Below are 19,634 nucleotides of genomic sequence, written 5' to 3'. Positions count from 1 at the left end.
TGATATGCTGCTATACCCTTATTCACCGACGGATTGGGTTTCAACGTTTAAGTTCAATTTATCGTTAGAGTTTTCCTCTTCATCGTCTAGTTCACGCATTTCGATTTCTTGTTCATCACTTGTAAGCATCTTGACATCCATTCCAAGGCTCTGAAGTTCTTTGATCAAGACTTTAAAGGACTCAGGAACACCTGGTTCTGGTACGTTTTCGCCTTTGACGATCGCTTCGTAAGTCTTCACACGGCCGACAACATCATCGGACTTGACTGTGAGGATTTCCTGAAGCGTATAGGCTGCACCGTATGCTTCAAGTGCCCAAACCTCCATCTCACCGAAACGTTGTCCACCGAACTGCGCTTTACCACCGAGCGGCTGCTGGGTTACGAGTGAGTAAGGTCCTGTAGAACGAGCGTGCAGCTTATCGTCTACCATGTGAGCAAGTTTGATCATATACATGACTCCGACAGAGATACGGTTATCGAACGGCTCTCCTGTTCGACCATCGTAAAGCACTGTCTTACCATCTCTTGAAAGGCCAGCTTCATCGAGCGTTTCCCAGACATCTTCTTCACGCGCTCCGTCAAAAACAGGCGTAGCCATATGAAGTTTCAGCTGTCTAGCCGCCATACCAAGGTGAAGCTCCAATACTTGACCGATATTCATACGCGAAGGTACCCCAAGAGGGTTCAACATGATATCGATCGGTGTACCATCTGGAAGATAAGGCATATCTTCTTCAGGCAGGATTCTTGAGATAACACCCTTGTTACCGTGTCGTCCAGCCATCTTATCTCCCTCATGGATCTTACGCTTCTGTACGATATAAGCACGAACAAGCTGGTTGACTCCTGGAGGTAATTCATCCCCGTCTTCACGGTTGAATACTTTCACATCATGGACGATACCGTCCCCACCGTGAGGCACACGAAGTGATGTATCACGGACTTCACGAGCTTTTTCACCGAAGATCGCATGCAGGAGACGTTCTTCAGCAGTCAATTCTGTTACACCTTTTGGCGTTACTTTACCGACTAGAATATCTCCATCTTTCACTTCAGCACCGACGCGAATGATTCCACGTTCATCCAGGTTCTTCAGTGCGTCTTCACCGACATTTGGAATGTCACGTGTGATTTCTTCCGGTCCTAGCTTTGTATCCCTAGCTTCAGATTCATATTCTTCAATATGAATTGAAGTATAAACATCATCTTTTACAAGGCGTTCGCTCATGATGACCGCATCCTCGTAGTTGTATCCGTCCCATGTCATGAATCCAACGAGTACGTTCCGTCCTAGAGCAAGTTCACCAAGTTCCATGGATGGCCCATCAGCTAGGATTTCACCCTTGGTCACTCGGTCTCCCTGACTGACAATCGGGCGTTGGTTATAGCAAGTACCCTGGTTCGAACGGACGAACTTCATCAAGTTATAACGGTCAAGGTCACCTTTGACTTCTTTACCGTCCACAGTTTCGATGCGGCGTACATATACACGTGCAGCAGAAACCTTTTCAACGATACCTTTATGTTTACAAATGACAGCAGCCCCGGAGTCTTTAGCAGAAACGTGTTCCATTCCTGTTCCTACGATCGGCGACTCAGGAACCATCAACGGTACAGCTTGACGTTGCATGTTCGCTCCCATCAATGCACGGTTGGAGTCATCGTTCTCAAGGAACGGGATACATGCAGTCGCTGCAGAGACGACCTGTTTAGGGGATACATCCATATAATCGATCTTGTCACGCTTTGCGATCGTGTTCTGGTCGCGATAACGCGCGATGACCTCTTCATCGACAAATGATCCGTCTTCTGCAAGCTTTGCGTTCGCCTGTGCAACAACGTAATTATCTTGTTCATCGGCCGTCAAGTAGTCGATCTGAGCGGTCACTTTCCCTGTCTCAGGGTCGACGCGGCGATAAGGCGTTTCAATGAATCCGTATTCGTTGACCTTTGCATAGCTTGATAGAGAGTTGATCAATCCGATGTTCGGACCTTCAGGCGTTTCGATCGGACACATACGACCATAGTGGGAGTAGTGAACGTCACGTACTTCGAATCCAGCACGTTCCCGGGTTAAACCACCCGGTCCCAGTGCAGATAAACGACGTTTATGCGTAAGCTCTGCCAATGGATTCGTCTGATCCATGAATTGAGAGAGCTGTGAGCTTCCGAAGAACTCCTTGATCGATGCAATGACCGGTCTGATATTAATGAGAGCTTGCGGCGTGATCGCATTCGTATCTTGGATCGACATACGCTCACGGACAACACGCTCCATACGGGATAGTCCGATACGGAATTGGTTTTGTAAAAGTTCTCCAACAGAACGAAGTCGACGGTTCCCAAGATGATCGATATCATCTGTCAGACCTACACCATGTAACAGGTTGAAGAAATAGTTGATTGAAGCAATGATGTCAGCTGGTGTGATGTTTTTGATGGTACGATCGATCTGACCGTTTCCGATCACGTTGATCACCTGGTCCTGTTCACCTTCGACAGGGGAGTATATTTTAATAGATTGAAGTCGAACTGGTTCATCTTCAATCACTCCGCCAGCTGGTGTAACTTCTTTAAATGCTTCATCTTTTTCTAATGCTGGCAGGATACGTTCAAGAAGACGACGATCAAGAACCGTACCTTCTTCAGCGATCACTTCGCCAGTTTCAGGATCCGCAATCGTTTCAGCTAAGCGCTGATTGAATAAGCGGTTCTTAATATGAAGCTTTTTGTTAATCTTATAGCGTCCAACGTTCGCAAGATCATAACGCTTCGGATCGAAGAAACGGGACTCTAATAGACTTTTAGCATTATCTACTGTAGGGGGCTCTCCTGGACGTAAACGCTCATAAATTTCAAGAAGCGCTTTTTCTGTACCTTCTGTATTATCTTTTTCTAGTGAATTACGAAGGTACTCATCTTCCCCTAGCAAATCGATGATTTCTTGATCAGAACCAAACCCTAATGCACGCAACAAGACCGTCACTGGTATTTTACGAGTACGGTCGATACGAACATGGACGACGTCTTTAGCATCTGTTTCAAGTTCTAACCATGCGCCTCGGTTTGGAATTACCGTAGCTGTGAAACCTCTCTTGCCGTTTTTGTCCAATTTTTGATTGTAATACACGCTCGGTGAACGAACGAGTTGTGAGACAATTACGCGTTCTGCTCCGTTGATGATGAAAGTACCAGTGTCCGTCATCAAAGGGAAATCTCCCATAAACACTTCTTGTTCCTTCACTTCACCTGTCTCTTTGTTAATCAGGCGTACCTTAACACGAAGCGGAGCGGCATAGGTAACGTCTCGCTCCTTGGACTCCTCTACAGAATACTTAGGCTCTCCTAAACTATAATCGATGAACTCAAGCACTAAGTTACCTGTGAAATCCTCAATTGGAGAAATGTCATGGAACATCTCTCTCAAACCCTCATCAAGAAACCATTGATAGGAGGAAGTTTGGATTTCAATGAGGTTTGGAAGTTCCAAAACTTCATTAATTCTTGCATAGCTTCTCCGTTGGCGGTGGCGTCCAAACTGAATGAGTTGACCTGTCAACTGATTCACCCCTCAAATCCAGCATAGTATCGTAAAGCAACTAGTTATATAAACTAGAATAATGCAGCACACACCATCTTTATATAGGTGGATGCTTTTTGTTTCCTCCATCACTCTGCGTCTAAACATCCGATAGTGAAAATCTAGCAGATGCCGTTCGCAGAGAAAAAGAAAACTTGGCTAATGCCAAGCTAAAAGATAGCGACAATAGCCTTAACACCTCAAGGTAGATCCTAAAGGCTCTTGCACTTATACTTTGAAAGCAATTCTTCCACTTTCATGACGTGCAAAAAGAAAAAAAGGGTTATATAACCACATTTTTTCCAAATTAACAAATGATTATACTATTTTTCCCACACCATTTGATTTTTATGCAATTTTGCGGTAAAAATTCATCTGGTGAAAATACACGTATCTTTGGCATTTTATAATATTACCATAGACCCAAATACGAGTCAACATTTTTTCGCCCGAATAATAAAGTAACCTTTTTTCCGCTCAACCACTTCTACTTCCCCGAAGATCGAGTCCATCTTTTCGATTGCTGACGGAGCACCTTGCTTCTTTTGGATGACGACCCAGAGCTCTCCATCTTTTACAAGGTGGTCATATGCCTGCTCAAAAATAGCATGTACAACACTCTTGCCCGCTCGAATTGGCGGATTGGTCAGAATCGCACTGAAATCTTTTTCTTCGACACGCTCATATAAGTCACTTTGGTAAATAGTCACGTTATCCACTTGATTACGCAGCGCATTCTTTTTCGAGAGTTCAATTGCTCGTTCGTTGATATCGACCATCGAGACTAAGGTATCAGGATAAGATGCTGCAAGAGACAATCCGATCGGGCCATATCCACAGCCCATATCTAGAATACCACCCTCTGTTTCCGGTTTTTCAAAAGTTTCTATTAAAAGCCTGCTCCCGAAATCTACTTCATTTTTTGAAAAAACGCCCGCATCCGAATAAAACTTGAACGTACGGCCTCTTAGTGTAAACGACCAATCTTTGATATTGCTCTCTGAAACAGGTTTACTTGAGTAATAATGGTCACCCATTTTGCCATCTCCTTAGACTACTTACTTTGATCGAAGGATGTTCTAACATCTTGTATAACTCTTTAGTCAAGCAAATATACCTCCGGGTCAACCGGTTTGAATGCCTAACGGACATACAGGCCATTATCTGTGAAAAACTCGATTGTTTTTCCAGTTATACATGCAAATAAGGTATTTGGTGTCCGTTAGGCATTGAAAATGGTATTTTGTTTATTAGTAAGGTCTCTGGTGTCTACCAAGTTCCCGCCAGAGGGCCAGTAGTAGAGACGAATTTTACACTTTCTTCTTCCGGGCTGTTAAATCCTATTGTTGATTTTCAGTGAAATACACGACACTCCCGCGGAAAGGGGTGTAGAAATCAACAATGTAGAGCATTCAAGAAAAAAAGCCCGCGATTCACGCGAGCTTCTTTTGTAGTAAGATTACTTCAATTCGATAGTAGCTCCAACTTCTTCAAGCTTAGCTTTCATTTCTTCAGCTTCTTCTTTAGCTATGCCTTCTTTAAGTGGTTTTGGAGCTCCATCTACTAATTCTTTAGCGTCTTTAAGTCCAAGACCTGTGATTTCACGAACTACCTTGATAACTTTGATCTTAGATGCTCCCGCGCTTTCAAGGACTACGTCAAATTCAGATTTTTCTTCAGCAGCGCCTTCAGCAGCGCCACCAGCAACAGCTACAGGTGCTGCAGCAGTTACTCCAAATTCTTCTTCGATTGCTTTTACTAGATCGTTAAGTTCTAGTACAGACATTTCTTTAATTGCATCAATGATTTGATCTTTACTCATTGTTGAATCCTCCTATTAGTTGGTTTTTAAATTTTAAAGAAAACTTGCCGAGGCCAAGCCTTAGCGTAGGCTGAGGCTTAGTTCTCCTTATACCGAAGAAAGTTTTCATACTTTCTTCAAGTGAAAATAAACGTTTCCGTCATTCTGAAATCCAGATTATGCACCTTGCTCTTCTTTTTGATCTGCAACAGCCTTCGTAGCCAACGCGAAGTTACGCATTGGTGCTTGAAGGACGCTAAGAAGCATAGAAAGAAGTCCTTCTCGTGATGGAAGTTCAGCAAGTGCTTTGATGTTCTCGACAGATGTGATTTGTCCTTCGATTACACCAGTTTTAATCACTAGCGCTTCGTGCTCTTTCGAGAAATTGTTCAATATCTTAGCCGGCGCGACAACCTCTTCCTCACTGAAAGCGATCGCTGTAGGTCCAACTAGCGATTCACTTAATCCGCCAAGCTCAGCTTCTTCAGCAGCACGACGAGTCATCGTGTTCTTGTATACTTTGAAAGTGATACCAGCATCACGAAGCTGCTTACGTAATTCAGTTACTTCAGCTACATCCAGCCCACGATAATCTACAAAAATTGTAGCTTTACTGTTACGGAGCTGTTCTGCAATTGTTGAAACTAACTGTTTCTTTTGTTCAAGTACGCTCATTTTTACACCTCCTGTTTTTCCATACCGCAGTTGTTTACACAACTCATGAAAAAAGCCTTTATGTCTGTAGACATAAAGGCGTAGTGTCATAAAATCATACGATGTATGAAATCCAACACACCTCGGCAGGAAATTAAGCGATTTCTCGCACCTACTGTCTACGGTATGACCTATTCAATTTCCGATAGCTATTATATCTCGGGTGCATCTATAAAGTCAATAGCTTATTTTGTTCCAAAGCTATTCGGGCTTACTTTGATTCCAGGTCCCATTGTTGAAGCGATCGCAATGTTCTTGATGTAAGTTCCTTTAGCTGCAGCTGGCTTGACTTTAATCAATGTATCGACGATTGTGGTCAAGTTTTCAACAAGCTTATCATCTTCGAACGACACTTTACCGATCGGGCAGTGAACGTTGCTTTGCTTGTCTACACGGTACTCAACCTTACCAGCTTTGATTTCTTTAACTGCTTTTTCTACTTCAAATGTTACTGTTCCTGTTTTCGGGTTCGGCATCAAGCCTTTTGGCCCTAATACACGACCAAGCTTACCAACTTCACCCATCATGTCAGGTGTAGCAACGATTACGTCAAACTCGAACCAACCTTGGTTGATTTTGTTGATGTAATCAGCATCTCCTACAAAATCAGCTCCGGCAGCTTCTGCTTCCTTCGCTTTATCACCTTTTGCAAAAACAAGAACACGTTGTGTTTTACCAGTACCATTCGGAAGTACAACTGCTCCACGAACTTGTTGGTCTGCTTTCTTAGGGTCGACTCCAAGTCGTACAGCAACTTCTACAGTTTCGTCAAACTTAGCTGGAGCTGCTTTTTTTACAAGCTCGATCGCTTCGCTTGCATTATAAAGATTGGAACGATCAACAAGCTTTGAAGCTTCTTGATACTTCTTTCCTTTTTTAGCCAATTTCATTTCCTCCTTAAATGTGGTTTTTACGGAATATCCTCCCACTTGTGCGCTGATTCAGCGCCATAAGAAAGGTTGCGAAGAACGCAACCTTATGTCCTATGCATGATTAGTCCTCGATTACAATACCCATGCTACGTGCAGTACCTTCTACCATGCGCATGGCAGATTCTACGTTTGCAGCATTAAGGTCAGGCATTTTCGTCTCAGCGATTTCTTTTACCTTATCACGCTTAACCGTTGCAACCTTGTTACGGTTCGGTTCACCAGAACCTGACTCGATACCCGCTGCTTTTTTCAATAATACTGCAGCTGGTGGAGTTTTCGTAATGAATGTAAATGAACGGTCTTCAAAAACCGTAATTTCAACCGGGATAATCATACCAGCTTGATCAGAAGTTCTTGCGTTGAATTCTTTACAGAATCCCATGATGTTAACACCTGCTTGACCTAAAGCTGGTCCTACTGGTGGTGCTGGGTTTGCTTTCCCTGCAGGAATTTGCAATTTAACAACCTTAATTACCTTTTTAGCCACGTGACACACCTCCTTAGTCCGTGATGTGGTATATTGGGCTTTTTTGCCCTCCCACTCAATAACGGGGTTGACACAGGTCAACCCTCCCAATTTTTTATCGGGTTGTTTCAAACATTAAAATTCTATCATTTCCTGTTTTATATTTCAACAATTTCTCGAAAGTTTTGTTGAAAAGGCGAAAAAGTCAATCATCAAAGGCTCTGATTGTTGCGAAATTAACAAAGTTAATGAAAGCATATCAAAAACCGAGTAACGATCACCGGCTAAAACCGTCACGTCTTATGACAACGCCGGTACTAGCACGTCCTGTCCGTCGGAAATTCGCCGTTTATCATTCGTCTAGCTATTGGATCTTCTCGACTTGGGTGAACCCAACCTCCACAGGAGTCTCTCTTCCGAACATGTTGACATGAACTTTGAGCTTCTGCTTATCGACATCGATATCTTCCACAGAACCTACGAAATTAGCGAAAGGACCTTCTTTGATCTTCACGCTTTCTTTTACTTCGTAATCAACTTCAGCTTTTGGTTTTTCGATTCCCATGCTGGATAAAATACGATCTACTTCTTCAGGCAACAGCGGGGTCGGTTTCGATCCAGATCCAGTGGAGCCTACGAATCCTGTCACACCTGGTGTATTCCGTACGACATACCAAGAGTCATCTGTCATCACCATTTCCGTCAAAACATATCCCGGAAACACTTTTTTCATAGCCGTTTTCTTTTTACCATTCTTAATCTCGGTTTCTTCTTCTTGCGGGACGAGAACACGAAAGATCTTGTCCTCCATGCCCATTGATTCAACGCGCTTTTCCAGGTTCGCTTTTACCTTGTTTTCGTATCCAGAATACGTGTGTACTACATACCATCTTTTTTCCATAAATTGTGAGGACACGATCGTCCTTTCCCTCCCAAACGGATATACTTTACCATTGTAGCCATTTGTTTTTCAGATTAATCAATTAGTTTCGTTAGTCTAAAAATGTCTCGATAATCCAAGTCAATCCTAAGTCAATTAGATAAAAGAATATTACTATGAAAAGAACTGTCGTCAATACAGTGATTGTGTATTTCGTCAATTCTTTACGGTTAGGCCAAGAAACTCTTTTCAATTCCTTGACGACATTCGAGAAAAACCTACCTGTTTTTTGTGCAATACCAGCCATTTATTTTACCCCCAGTAAAATTGGTTATGAATGAAAAACTCCCTAAACTTCCCGTTTTGCCTTGTTGAGTTTGCATAAAAATTACAGGTTTCAATGACTTGGTCGATGGCTACCGAAAAGGCAATACGGTTCTATTTATCTAGCCGTTAATGGATTTCATTTGGTTTCACGATGTACCGTGTGCGTCTGGCAATGTTTACAGAACTTTTTCATTTCGATTCGACCTTGATCACTAGACTTGTTTTTCTTAGTCGAATAATTTCGTTGTTTACATTGCTCGCAAGCAAGTATGACCTTCGTACGCATCGGTAATCAACCCCAGAACATTTAGAAATCCGAACAAAATTCGAGTTTAATCCATACTATCTCCATTTTATGCTATACACTTTATCATAGGGGTATAGTCCTGTCAACGCGTCTAAAGCGTACTCTACAGCCCTGTACAAGCGTTTTTCACGTACAATTTACAACCCAGTCCATCCTAAATGAATGTTAGAGTAAACCATTTTTTGTCAGAAACATCCGTTTTGCATAAAAAAAGCGATGCTTCAACTAAAAATAAAACCACTTTAAAAGGCAAGAAAAAAACAGGGTATATGATTCCCGCCCTGTCGATTTTTATGAATGCACGTTCAAAAGCCGTCGCCTATATTTTGGATCCTTTTTTGAACCTGCGCTATAGTCCAACTTCTCTTAACTCGAGGTAACGTTCAAGTTTTCTTTTCACCCTTTGCAGGGCATTGTCGATTGATTTAACGTGACGGTTGAGATCAACTGAAATCTCTTGATAAGAACGTCCATCAAGATAAAGCATCAATACTTTTCGTTCCAGATCACTTAACAGTTCTCCCATTTTGAGCTCAATATCATCAAATTCTTCCTGATTGATGATCAGCTCTTCTGGGTCTGTAACCCTTGAACCACATATGACATCCAACAGTGTCCGATCAGATTCTTCATCATAGATTGGTTTATCGAGTGATACATACGAATTTAGCGGAATATGTTTTTGTCTTGTTGCAGTTTTAATGGCGGTTATCATCTGGCGAGTGATACAGAGTTCAGCGAAAGCCTTGAAAGAAGATAGCTTGTCCTCTTTAAAATCGCGGATAGCTTTGTAAAGTCCAATCATACCTTCTTGAATGATGTCTTCGCGATCAGCACCTATCAAAAAATAAGACCGTGCTTTTGCGCGGACGAAATTCTTGTACTTGTTGATTAAGTATTCAAGTGCGGGGCTGTTACCTTCGTGAACCTGCTCCACAATCGACTCATCTTCAAGCTCGTCAAATTCCGGGTGTACAATCTCTTTGAGTTCAATGCTCACGAGAATCCCTCCGACCATGGCGACCTAGATATAGAAATATTATACAGTCACATTCGACAAGCGTCAACCGCTCAACGGTCCCCTCGGCGCCATTTTTCAAAAATTTCAGCCACTTCATCCGATAGCGTCAAGGCAGAGGATCTTCTCTGTTTTTCTATATCTTTCACTTTTCGACTGATTCTTTTTTCGATGCTATCTACCTCAATTGCAAGTTCCCGTGCAGATTTCCGTAAAGCCCCAAGACCGAATGTAACCCATTGTTCCAGGAAGTCTGAAGTCGCTACATGAACTTTCGTACGAATATCTTTCAATTCTTTCGCAAGCTTCTCGATCCGTTCATCCGCTGATTCATTTTCTTTCGTAAAAATGACTTCAATCCGATAGTTTTTGTATTTCGTTTCATTTCCAGGTACAAAATGTGCGTCAAAAACAACGATGACTCTCATACCGGTGTAAGCCTGGTATTCTGCCATTTTCTCAACCAACAGATCACGGGCTGCGGCAAGGTCATCATTTCGTAAAGCTCTAAGGTCCGGCCAATCCCCGATCATGTTGTAGCCATCAACCAGAAGAATCTCCATCGTTATACACCTGAAGACCTTCGTTGTCTATAAACCTCATACATCAACAACCCTGCCGCAACTGATGCGTTCAAGGAGGTGACTTTCCCTTTCATAGGCAGGGACACGAGAAAATCACACTTTTCTTTCACAAGGCGGCCGATTCCTTTACCTTCACTGCCGATTACCAATCCGATCGGCATGTCGTATTGTGCATCGGTATAATCTTGATCACCCTTGGCATCTGTAGCTACAAACCAGACCCCGCGGGCTTTCAAGTCCTCAATCGTCCTTGCGATATTGGTCACCCGGACGACAGGCACGTATTCGATTGCCCCTGTCGAAGCCTTCGCTACAGCAGAGGTCAATCCTACTGCCCTTCGCTTCGGGATGATCACACCATGCACACCTGCTGCATCGGCCGTCCGTAAAATCGATCCAAGGTTATGAGGGTCTTCGATTTCATCTAACACAAGAAAGAATGGGTCTTCATTCCTTTTTTTCGCTAAATCGAAGATATCCTCGATATCTGCATAATCGTATGCTGCTACATACGCTAAAACACCCTGGTGGTTGACACCTTCAGCGAGGGCATCCAGCTTTTTCTTCGGGACATACTGCACTTGGATCCGTTCTTTCTTAGCCTGGCTGATGACTTGTCCGATCGAACCTTTCTGAGCACCTTCTGCTACTATGATCTTGTTGATGTCTCGACCAGATCGAAGTGCTTCAAGGACAGGGTTCCTTCCAGTCACGATATCGTTATTCATCTGCTTTCCCCTCCTTCGGGTTCTTCCACAATGGATATAGCCCTCTCAATAATTAGATCTAAGCGTTCCGTACTGCCAGTTAAATATAGAAATCCGATCAAGGCTTCAAAGGCTGTCCCATATCGATAAGTCTGGATGTCTGTATTCTTTGGAATCGTACCCATCTTACTATTCCTTCCTCTACGTACGACGCCTTGCTCTTCTTCCGATAGTTCCTGTTGCTCAAGCATCGTTAGTATGACAGATGCTTGAGCCTTGGCAGAAACATAACGGGTGGAGAGCTTATGGAGCTGGTGAGGTTTGACTTCTCCTTTTCCCAACAGATAGGAGCGGATATAGACTTCATACACAGCATCTCCAATATACGCCAGAGCGGATGATTTCAATTGTTTCGGGTCGTCGATTGACTGGCTATAAGGCTCCTTCATGATTTGCGCTTCCACCTAACACCTTGAGGAGTATCTTCAAGTATGATGCCCTTATCGACCAAATCATCGCGGATTTTATCAGCTAGCTGGAAATCCTTCTCTTTGCGTGCTAGATTCCGCTGTTCGATCAACGCTTCGATATCTTCGTCAAGAAGGTCCTTTTCCGCCTTAAGTACTAATCCTAGAACTTCTCCTATTTCCTCGATGACCGAAACGAAACGTTCTAACACCTCGACGGTTGTATTCTTTTCTTGCAGGTACACATTCGCCTCTTTTGATAAATCAAATAATGTTGCGATTGCGTTTGAAGTATTGAAATCATCATCCATCTCTATGATGAACCGTTTCTTATAGTCCTCGATTTTCTGCAGCCACTTTTCATTATCCATACCTAAATCTGCACTATGTTCGATACGATGTTCAAGATTTTCAACCGTTGTGCGGATCCGCTCTAAACTTGTCTTGGCGCTTTCAAGCAATTCTTCTGTGAAGTTGATTGGATGTCTATAATGGACATTCAGCATGAAGAAACGGAATGCTTGCGGATCTACTTTCTTGATGAGGTCGTGCAACAGGATAAAGTTTCCAAGTGATTTGGACATTTTTTCATTATTGATATTAATATACCCGTTATGCATCCAATAATTTGCCATCGTTTTCTCATTAAGTGCTTCAGATTGGGCTATCTCGTTTTCATGGTGCGGGAACGAAAGATCTTGCCCCCCTGCATGGATGTCGATAGTATCGCCGAGATATTTCTTGACCATGGCGGAGCACTCGATATGCCAGCCAGGTCTGCCGTTCCCCCAGGGACTTTCCCAGTAGATTTCCCCTTCTTTGGCCGCTTTCCATAAAACGAAGTCCAAAGGATCTTCTTTATGTTCACCGATTTGGATTCTCGCACCGACACGGAGTTCATCAATCGATTGTTGGGAAAGCTTCCCGTACTCTCTGAATTTCTTCGTCCTAAAGTAGACGTCCCCACCAGCTTCATAAGCGTACCCTTTATCAATCAAAGTTACGATGAACAGAATGATATCGTCCATGGTTTCGGTTACTCGAGGATGGAGATCAGCTTTCCTGACGTTCAACTCGGATGTATCTTTGTGGTAAGCTTCAATGAATCTTTCTGCCAAGCTTGGCACGTCTTCACCAAGTTCTTTCGCCGCCTTGATGATCTTGTCATCGACATCTGTGAAGTTTGAGATGAAATGAACATCATACCCGCGATACTCTAAATAACGGCGGACCGTATCGAAAACAATAGGCGGTCTCGCATTTCCTATGTGGATATAGTTATAGACAGTAGGTCCACATACATACATGTTTACCTTGCCTTCTTCGATTGGCTTAAATGGTTCTTTCTGCCGTGTCAATGTGTTATATATGTGAATGCTCACTTCAGCTCACTCCTTCTCAAAAGCTCAATTTCTTCCTTCAATCGTTCGATTTCTTTCTCCATCACTTTCAATTTATCTGAAACCGGGTCAGGGAGGTCACTATGGTCAAGGTCCCCTTTGACACGAACACCGTCCTGGACGACGACCTTTCCTGGAATCCCGACAACCGTCGAATTTTGGGGTACATCTTGTAAAACGACAGACCCTGCCCCTACTTTAGAATACTTGCCTATCGTGATTGACCCTAAAACTTTTGCACCTGTCGCAACCAATGTATGATCTTCAAGCGTCGGGTGACGTTTGCCTTTTTCTTTCCCGGTTCCACCTAATGTTACGCCCTGAAATAAGGTTACATTATCCCCGATTTCACAGGTCTCGCCAATGACAACACCCATTCCATGATCAATGAAACAGCGTCTTCCCACCTTTGCTCCAGGGTGGATTTCAATCCCAGTAAAGAAACGGCTTAATTGCGATATGACGCGGGCGATAAAGAAAAATTTCTTTTTCCAGAAAAAATGCGCTAAACGATGAGCCCAAATAGCATGAAGGCCTGAATAGGTCAAAATCACTTCAAAATAACTTCGTGCAGCCGGATCTTGATCGAACACCACATCGATATCTTCCTTCAAGGTTTTAAACATATACGTCACTCCTCTCCACTTTGATTTTCTTTTATATTTAAACTCTGTTATTCTATACTGTTGATTTCTGCAAAATTCACTCCCTTTCCGCGGGCAAAGAAAAGGGGAGGATGTCGCCGCCGCAGGAAGTTTGAAGTGATCCAAGAAGTGACTGGTCGCTGAGCTAGACATTACTCCTCTGCACCCAAACTTTTTTACAGGCTTAGCTTAATTCCGCAAGCCTCCTCGCTCGTTCCTCGCTGTGGGGTCTTGCCCAGCTCGCTTTTCCCGCAGGAGTGTCGTAAATTTCGCTCAAAGCATTTAACACCCGGTTGAGATCACCCGAAAATACCTTCAAATTGAGTCCGCTTCTTTGCTCCCCAAAAAAATTGAAGATTTTCGAGCGAAGCGATGGTCTCTTGAGTGGAAAAGTGGCAGCAAGTTTACTTGTAAGACACTTTTTTACACGAAAGAGACTTGGGGAGCAAAAAATGAAACATAAAAAAACGTCTCTGTGATTACTCACAGAGACGCTTTCGGCGCGGTCCCACTCTGTTTAGAAGAACGGATGCTCTTCTCTCTCAGCTTCCTCTAACGGTGGAAGAACCGCTCCTATCTACTCGATTCAATAAGAGTCTCAGAGGTGCATTTCAGGATGCCTTCCTTGAACCACTTTCAGCCGATGATGGTTCTCTCTAAAAAGAAAGGTTAACTCCTTACTTCTCCTCTTCAAAGATTTAATGTCATTGTTTTCTTTTTACTATATTATATTTTACTCAAAATGTGTATCGTTTAGCTTCCAAATTGTTGGATGGCATCTTCAAGTCTTGCGATGACCACATCTTTACCAAGCAACGATAATGAATCCGGAAGCTCAGGACCATGTGATTGGCCTGTCGCCGCTACACGGATCGGCATGAATAATTTTTTACCCTTGTGGCCAGTCGCTTTTTGAGTCGCTTTGATCGCAGCCTTGATTTCTGCAGGCTCGAAGGTCTCCATCGGTCTGATTTGTTCAATCAATCCTTTCAAAACTCCAGGCACTTGTTCTTCACGTAAAACTTTTGCAGCCGTATCATTGTAGTCAATAGATTCATTGAAAAACAATTCGGTCAACGGAACGATTTCCGCTCCGAACGTAAGCTGCTCTTGATAAAGTCCTACAAGCTTATGGACCCATGCTTCTTGTTGTTCATTACGTTCTGCAGGAATGCGGCCAGCACGCTCTAAGTGAGGCACAGTCAATTCGAGGACTCGATCAAAGTCCGCTTGTTTAATGTATTGGTTGTCCATCCATTCCAATTTTTTCGTATCAAATACAGCTGCCGCTTTTGATAGACGATCCGCATCGAAAATTTCGATGAACTGTTCTTTCGTAAACAGCTCTTCTTCTCCTTTTGGAGACCAGCCAAGCAATGCGATGAAGTTGAATAAAGCTTCTGGTAAATAGCCGAGGTCTTCATACTGCTCGATGAATTGGATCGTCGATTCATCACGCTTACTGAGTTTCTTGCGGTTTTCATTGACGATCAACGTCATGTGTCCGAATTTCGGTTCTTCCCATCCGAATGCTTCATAAATCATCTGCTGCTTCGGTGTATTTGAAATATGATCGTCTCCACGTAGCACATGGGAAATTTTCATATGGTGATCGTCGATAGCCACAGCAAAGTTATAGGTCGGGATTCCGTCCTTCTTCACGATAACCCAGTCACCGATACCATCAGACTCAAAGCTTACACGATCTTTGACGATATCGATGAATGAATATTCCTTCCCATGTGGAACAGCAAAACGGATGCTTGGCTTTCTGCCTTCCGTAGCAAGCTTTTCTTGCTCCTCTTCGGTCAAGTGTCGGCACTTTCCGGAATAGCGAGGCATTTCACCGCGTGCCTGTTGTGCTTCTCTCTCTTGCTCAAGTTCTTCTTCCGTACAATAGCATTTATAAGCCAAACCACGATCAAGAAGATCCTCGAAGTGTTCACGGTAAATCTCAATACGTTCCATTTGGCGATAAGGACCATAGTCGCCGCCAACATCGACACTCTCATCCCAATCAATGCCGAGCCATTTCAAATAATTCAGTTGGCTGTACTCGCCGCCCTCAACGTTTCTCTTTTGATCGGTATCTTCAATACGAATGACGAATGTACCGTTCTGGCTGCGGGCAAACAAGTAATTGAACAGGGCAGCCCGAGCATTACCGATATGTAAATGTCCTGTTGGACTTGGTGCATAACGAACTCTAACGTTAGACATAATGATCTCACCTTTCACCTTTCTTTGTTGCTATTCTATCATAGTTCACAAGCGCCTTCCTGTTAATGATTCCCAATAACAGAAAGCCTATTTTTCCATCAAGACGACTGCCTGGGCAGCGATTCCCTCTCCTCTACCTGTAAAACCTAGTTTTTCCGTTGTCGTTGCTTTTATGTTCACTTGTTCAAGATCAGCTTCTAACAATTCAGTGATGATGCTTCTCATCTCTTTAATATGAGGAGCCATCTTCGGACGCTGAGCAATTATCGTCGTATCGATATTTCCAAGCGAAAATCCTTTATCTTTAGCCAGATGATACGCCCTCTTCAATAAGATCCTCGAATCGATATCTTTAAAATCAGCACTCGTATCAGGGAAGTGTTTACCAAGGTCTCCTTCCCCTATTGCACCGAGAATAGCATCGGTTATCACATGCAAAAGAACATCTGCATCTGAATGGCCCAGCAGACCTTTTTCATACGGGATGGTGACACCGCCGACAATAAGAGGCCTTCCTTCGACCAACTGATGTACATCAAAGCCTTGTCCTATTCTAAACATTGTTTTGCCGCTCCTCCCTCTCCTGAATGATGGCATTTGCAAACAATAAATCTTCCTTGGTCGTCAACTTGATATTCAAATAATCCCCTTCCACAATCGATACAGCCTGCCCAAAATGTTCTACGAGGCTGGCATCATCTGTCCCAAGATGACCCTTTTCTTCGGCTGATTCATGTGCATCTCTTATAAGGGACAGATGAAAAGCTTGTGGGGTCTGGACAGCCCACAAGCTACTACGGTCTACAGTCTCGATGACCGTACCCTGCTGGATACGTTTCACTGTGTCTTTAATCGGCACCGCTAGAACAGCTGCACCGCTATCTATTGTCTTCGTAACGAGGTTATGGATGGAATTGATTGATACGAAAGGTCTGGCACCATCATGGATCAAAACGATCGATTCTGAATCGATCGCCTTCAAGCCTTCATACACACTATGTTGTCTTTCTTGTCCGCCAGCTACAATACGTTGAACTTTTTCCAATTTGTACTCGGAGACGATTCGTTCGAGTTCATCCAACTCACGATTATTGCCTACAAGGATAATACCACTGCACCAATCATCCTCTTGAAAAATTCGTAAGGTATGAACGATAAGTGGTATTCCTTGTAGGGTGATAAATTGTTTGTTCTTACCCGCATCCATCCGTTTGCCTTGGCCGGCAGCAGGAATGACTACAACATAATCCACACTTCTCATCTACTTTCCGAAAGGATTACAGAGCCTTTTCTAACAGCTTAGGCTTTGCAAAAATCATTCGACCGGCAGATGTTTGAAGGACACTCGTCACTAGGACATCAATCGTTTTTCCGATATAATCCCGACCATCTTCAACGACGATCATTGTACCGTCATCAAGATACCCGACACCTTGATTTTGTTCTTTTCCGTCTTTGATCACTTGTACGTTCAGTTCTTCTCCAGGAAGAACAACAGGTTTGACGGCATTAGCCAAATCATTGATATTCAACACTGGAACGCCTTGGAATTCACACACTTTATTCAAGTTGTAATCATTCGTAACGACCATTCCAGAGACTAATTTTCCGAGTTTGACAAGCTTACTATCGACTTCTTGAACGTCTTCAAAGTCACCTTCGTATATCTCCACTTTGACTGCGAGTTCTTTTTGGATCCGGTTAAGGATATCAAGACCTCGACGCCCTCTATTTCGTTTCAACACATCTGAAGAATCTGCTATATGCTGTAATTCTTCAAGAACGAATTGAGGGATGACGATCGGACCTTCCAAAAATCCTGTCTGACAAACATCTGCGATTCTACCGTCAATTATGACACTCGTATCAAGGATTTTCAATATACCGGTATTCGCAGACTTCGTTTCGATTTCAGCTTCCTTCTTTTTGTTCGCAAAACGAGCCGAGGTAAACACATTGACCAACTCTTCACGTTTCTTGAACCCGAATTGGAAACCGATATACCCTAACAAAGCAGTGACGAAGAAACCGATCACGTTCACAACGATACTTAGTTCCATACTGTTTAAAGCAAACATAGCCAAATAAGCTACAAACAAACCGAAAATCAAACCGAATGAACCGAAAAGTACATCTGCTACAGGCGCCTTCATAAGGGATTCTTCAATCCACTGGATGAACCCGACGATATAATCCGCCAGCCAGAATGTACTTAAAAAGAAAAAAATTGCACCAATCACTGTTCCCATATAAGGTGAAGTGATGAACCCAGGTAAATCTCCAATATTAATTAAATTATTTAATAATCGAATAAGTTCAGGGACATATAAATAACCCAGGGTTCCACCTACGATGATAAAAAACAATTGAACAATTCGTTTTAACAAAATTGTTCACCTCCTTCTTTTCATTATAGACATTTCAACAAATTTGAAACCTATTGTTATCATTTTACATAAAATTACATAGAAAATACAGTCATTTGACCTTGAAATTCACTATATTTTGTGTCAGATATGGCGATCTAAAAACAACTGTTCCTGGATCCTTTTTAAACCATCCTTGATTTTACGAGCACGGATTTCCCCGATCCCCTCTACTTCATCCAGTTCTTCGATTGAGGCCTTCAACGTATTTTGGAGATGTGCAAAATGATTCACGAGATTTTCAATGATAAGGGACGGCAGTCTCGGTATTTTGTGCAAGATCCGATATCCTCTTGGCTTGACCAGCTCCTCATATATATTCGCAGATGGAAGGTAGCCTAATAGCCGCACAATCGCATTTTCTTCTAACAATTCTTCACTGGAGAGCTTTTTCAATTCATTTAAAGTCCGATATGGGTCGACTTTCGTATCTTTAGCGTAATCTTTTACGATAAGGGCTGCTTCAGATTCAATATTGGACACAAGCTCTTCCATTTGCATACTGATCAAGCGGCCTTCAGATCCGAGTTCGTTTACATATTTGATGATTTCATTACGAATACGAAGCACCATTTCAATACGATGTATCACTTGAGAGACCTCTTGGAAGGTCACCAATTCTTCAAACTCTAGAGCACCAAGGTCTGTCAAACTCTGATCAAGGACGGATTTATACTTTTCAAGCGTCTGCAATGCCTGGTTGGCTTTTGTCAAAATGACTCCGATATCCTGTAGAGAATAACGAATGTTCCCTTGATACAACGTGATGACATTCCTTCTTTGTGAAATGGATACTACCAGATTTCCTGTTTGCTTGGCAACACGTTCAGCAGTCCGGTGACGGATCCCTGTTTCCTTTGACGGGATTGATGTATCAGGTATTAGTTGAGTATTCGCAAATAATATCCGATTTCCTTCATCATTTAAAATGATCGCCCCATCCATTTTCGCCAATTCATACAAATAAGCCGGCGAGAATCGGCAGTTGATTGAGAAACCGCCGTCGACAATCTTTTGGACTTTATCATTGAATCCGACTACGATCAATCCACCGGTTTTTGCACGTAAGACATTATCGATTCCATCACGCAATGGCGTTCCCGGTGCAATATATTGAAGCATTTTACTTACGATCAGTTCTTTCATGCTAACGTCCAAG

General features: G+C 42.9%; 20 protein-coding genes and 2 other annotated features. All 20 genes read right to left on the bottom strand.

The genetic code is table 11. The annotated features are described in order from the left end of the window. Positions 1-18: 18 nt before the first annotated feature. Positions 19-3,561: a DNA-directed RNA polymerase subunit beta gene (gene rpoB / locus ACJROX_RS00780; protein ID WP_408008930.1), complete on the bottom strand. Its 3,543-nt coding sequence runs from the start codon at positions 3,559-3,561 to the stop codon at positions 19-21. Between the two features lie 455 nt (positions 3,562-4,016). Beyond that, positions 4,017-4,619 carry a class I SAM-dependent methyltransferase gene (locus ACJROX_RS00775; protein WP_408008929.1) on the bottom strand — a complete coding sequence of 201 codons (603 nt, stop codon included), beginning with the start codon at positions 4,617-4,619 and terminating at the stop codon, positions 4,017-4,019. Positions 4,620-5,041: 422 nt separating this feature from the next. After that, positions 5,042-5,404, bottom strand: coding sequence for a 50S ribosomal protein L7/L12 (gene rplL / locus ACJROX_RS00770; RefSeq protein WP_408008928.1), 363 nt, complete (start codon positions 5,402-5,404; stop codon positions 5,042-5,044). 156 nt (positions 5,405-5,560) lie between these two features. Beyond that, the gene (gene rplJ, locus ACJROX_RS00765) at positions 5,561-6,058 is read right to left on the bottom strand and encodes a 50S ribosomal protein L10 (RefSeq protein WP_408008927.1); all 498 of its coding nucleotides are present in this window, start codon (positions 6,056-6,058) and stop codon (positions 5,561-5,563) included. A 39-nt stretch (positions 6,059-6,097) separates the two neighbouring features. Beyond that, positions 6,098-6,240, bottom strand: a sequence feature (ribosomal protein L10 leader region). A 42-nt stretch (positions 6,241-6,282) separates the two neighbouring features. After that, on the bottom strand, positions 6,283-6,981 hold the full coding sequence (rplA, locus tag ACJROX_RS00760; protein ID WP_408008926.1) for a 50S ribosomal protein L1: 699 nt from the start codon (positions 6,979-6,981) through the stop codon (positions 6,283-6,285). Between the two features lie 109 nt (positions 6,982-7,090). After that, the gene (gene rplK, locus ACJROX_RS00755) at positions 7,091-7,516 is read right to left on the bottom strand and encodes a 50S ribosomal protein L11 (protein WP_221569202.1); all 426 of its coding nucleotides are present in this window, start codon (positions 7,514-7,516) and stop codon (positions 7,091-7,093) included. 343 nt (positions 7,517-7,859) lie between these two features. Continuing rightward, positions 7,860-8,396, bottom strand: coding sequence for a transcription termination/antitermination protein NusG (gene nusG / locus ACJROX_RS00750; protein WP_408008925.1), 537 nt, complete (start codon positions 8,394-8,396; stop codon positions 7,860-7,862). 91 nt (positions 8,397-8,487) lie between these two features. Beyond that, the gene (gene secE, locus ACJROX_RS00745; protein WP_408008924.1) at positions 8,488-8,682 is read right to left on the bottom strand and encodes a preprotein translocase subunit SecE; all 195 of its coding nucleotides are present in this window, start codon (positions 8,680-8,682) and stop codon (positions 8,488-8,490) included. Positions 8,683-8,838: 156 nt separating this feature from the next. Continuing rightward, on the bottom strand, positions 8,839-8,988 hold the full coding sequence (gene rpmG, locus ACJROX_RS00740) for a 50S ribosomal protein L33 (protein ID WP_408008923.1): 150 nt from the start codon (positions 8,986-8,988) through the stop codon (positions 8,839-8,841). A 370-nt stretch (positions 8,989-9,358) separates the two neighbouring features. Next, the gene (gene sigH / locus ACJROX_RS00735; protein ID WP_225067043.1) at positions 9,359-10,009 is read right to left on the bottom strand and encodes an RNA polymerase sporulation sigma factor SigH; all 651 of its coding nucleotides are present in this window, start codon (positions 10,007-10,009) and stop codon (positions 9,359-9,361) included. 71 nt (positions 10,010-10,080) lie between these two features. After that, a complete protein-coding gene (locus tag ACJROX_RS00730; protein WP_408008922.1) occupies positions 10,081-10,590 on the bottom strand; it encodes an NYN domain-containing protein in 510 nt (169 codons plus the stop codon). Between the two features lie 2 nt (positions 10,591-10,592). Next, a complete protein-coding gene (rlmB, locus tag ACJROX_RS00725) occupies positions 10,593-11,339 on the bottom strand; it encodes a 23S rRNA (guanosine(2251)-2'-O)-methyltransferase RlmB (protein WP_408008921.1) in 747 nt (248 codons plus the stop codon). Then, complete coding sequence (locus tag ACJROX_RS00720; RefSeq protein WP_408011546.1) at positions 11,336-11,743, bottom strand: Mini-ribonuclease 3; 408 nt, start codon at positions 11,741-11,743, stop codon at positions 11,336-11,338. The genes rlmB and ACJROX_RS00720 overlap by 4 nt, the downstream gene beginning before the upstream one ends. 20 nt (positions 11,744-11,763) lie before the next feature. After that, positions 11,764-13,167 (bottom strand): cysteine--tRNA ligase, encoded by a 1,404-nt coding sequence (cysS, locus tag ACJROX_RS00715; protein WP_408008920.1) that lies wholly within the window; start codon positions 13,165-13,167, stop codon positions 11,764-11,766. Further along, positions 13,164-13,811, bottom strand: coding sequence for a serine O-acetyltransferase EpsC (gene epsC, locus ACJROX_RS00710; RefSeq protein ID WP_408008919.1), 648 nt, complete (start codon positions 13,809-13,811; stop codon positions 13,164-13,166). The genes cysS and epsC overlap by 4 nt, the downstream gene beginning before the upstream one ends. Positions 13,812-14,313: 502 nt before the next feature. Next, positions 14,314-14,532 (bottom strand) — a binding site (T-box leader). Between the two features lie 50 nt (positions 14,533-14,582). Next, entirely contained in the window at positions 14,583-16,049 is a 1,467-nt protein-coding gene (gene gltX / locus ACJROX_RS00705) for a glutamate--tRNA ligase (RefSeq protein ID WP_408008918.1), read from the bottom strand. An 87-nt stretch (positions 16,050-16,136) separates the two neighbouring features. Continuing rightward, positions 16,137-16,610 carry a 2-C-methyl-D-erythritol 2,4-cyclodiphosphate synthase gene (gene ispF / locus ACJROX_RS00700; RefSeq protein WP_408008917.1) on the bottom strand — a complete coding sequence of 158 codons (474 nt, stop codon included), beginning with the start codon at positions 16,608-16,610 and terminating at the stop codon, positions 16,137-16,139. Continuing rightward, positions 16,603-17,301 (bottom strand): 2-C-methyl-D-erythritol 4-phosphate cytidylyltransferase, encoded by a 699-nt coding sequence (gene ispD / locus ACJROX_RS00695; protein ID WP_408008916.1) that lies wholly within the window; start codon positions 17,299-17,301, stop codon positions 16,603-16,605. Before ispD ends, ispF begins: the two co-directional genes overlap by 8 nt. A 25-nt stretch (positions 17,302-17,326) precedes the next feature. Then, the gene (locus ACJROX_RS00690; RefSeq protein WP_408008915.1) at positions 17,327-18,436 is read right to left on the bottom strand and encodes a PIN/TRAM domain-containing protein; all 1,110 of its coding nucleotides are present in this window, start codon (positions 18,434-18,436) and stop codon (positions 17,327-17,329) included. Between the two features lie 123 nt (positions 18,437-18,559). Next, positions 18,560-19,633: a DNA integrity scanning diadenylate cyclase DisA gene (disA, locus tag ACJROX_RS00685; RefSeq protein WP_408008914.1), complete on the bottom strand. Its 1,074-nt coding sequence runs from the start codon at positions 19,631-19,633 to the stop codon at positions 18,560-18,562. Position 19,634 lies beyond the last annotated feature (1 nt).

The sequence above is a fragment of the Pseudalkalibacillus sp. A8 genome (genome assembly GCF_045920555.1).
GTDB lineage: Bacteria > Bacillota > Bacilli > Bacillales > Fictibacillaceae > Pseudalkalibacillus.
The sequence above is the reverse complement of the archived record's forward strand: the minus strand, read 5'-3'. Positions and strand labels throughout refer to the sequence as shown.

Coding starts and splice junctions, on each gene's coding strand:
- ACJROX_RS00775 (WP_408008929.1), bottom strand. CDS start 4,619: ATGGGTGACCATTATTACTCAAGTAAACCTGTTTCAGAGAGCAATATC.
- rplL (WP_408008928.1), bottom strand. CDS start 5,404: ATGAGTAAAGATCAAATCATTGATGCAATTAAAGAAATGTCTGTACTA.
- rplJ (WP_408008927.1), bottom strand. CDS start 6,058: ATGAGCGTACTTGAACAAAAGAAACAGTTAGTTTCAACAATTGCAGAA.
- nusG (WP_408008925.1), bottom strand. CDS start 8,396: ATGGAAAAAAGATGGTATGTAGTACACACGTATTCTGGATACGAAAAC.
- secE (WP_408008924.1), bottom strand. CDS start 8,682: ATGGCTGGTATTGCACAAAAAACAGGTAGGTTTTTCTCGAATGTCGTC.
- rpmG (WP_408008923.1), bottom strand. CDS start 8,988: ATGCGTACGAAGGTCATACTTGCTTGCGAGCAATGTAAACAACGAAAT.
- ACJROX_RS00730 (WP_408008922.1), bottom strand. CDS start 10,590: ATGGAGATTCTTCTGGTTGATGGCTACAACATGATCGGGGATTGGCCG.
- rlmB (WP_408008921.1), bottom strand. CDS start 11,339: ATGAATAACGATATCGTGACTGGAAGGAACCCTGTCCTTGAAGCACTT.
- epsC (WP_408008919.1), bottom strand. CDS start 13,811: ATGTTTAAAACCTTGAAGGAAGATATCGATGTGGTGTTCGATCAAGAT.
- gltX (WP_408008918.1), bottom strand. CDS start 16,049: ATGTCTAACGTTAGAGTTCGTTATGCACCAAGTCCAACAGGACATTTA.
- ispF (WP_408008917.1), bottom strand. CDS start 16,610: ATGTTTAGAATAGGACAAGGCTTTGATGTACATCAGTTGGTCGAAGGA.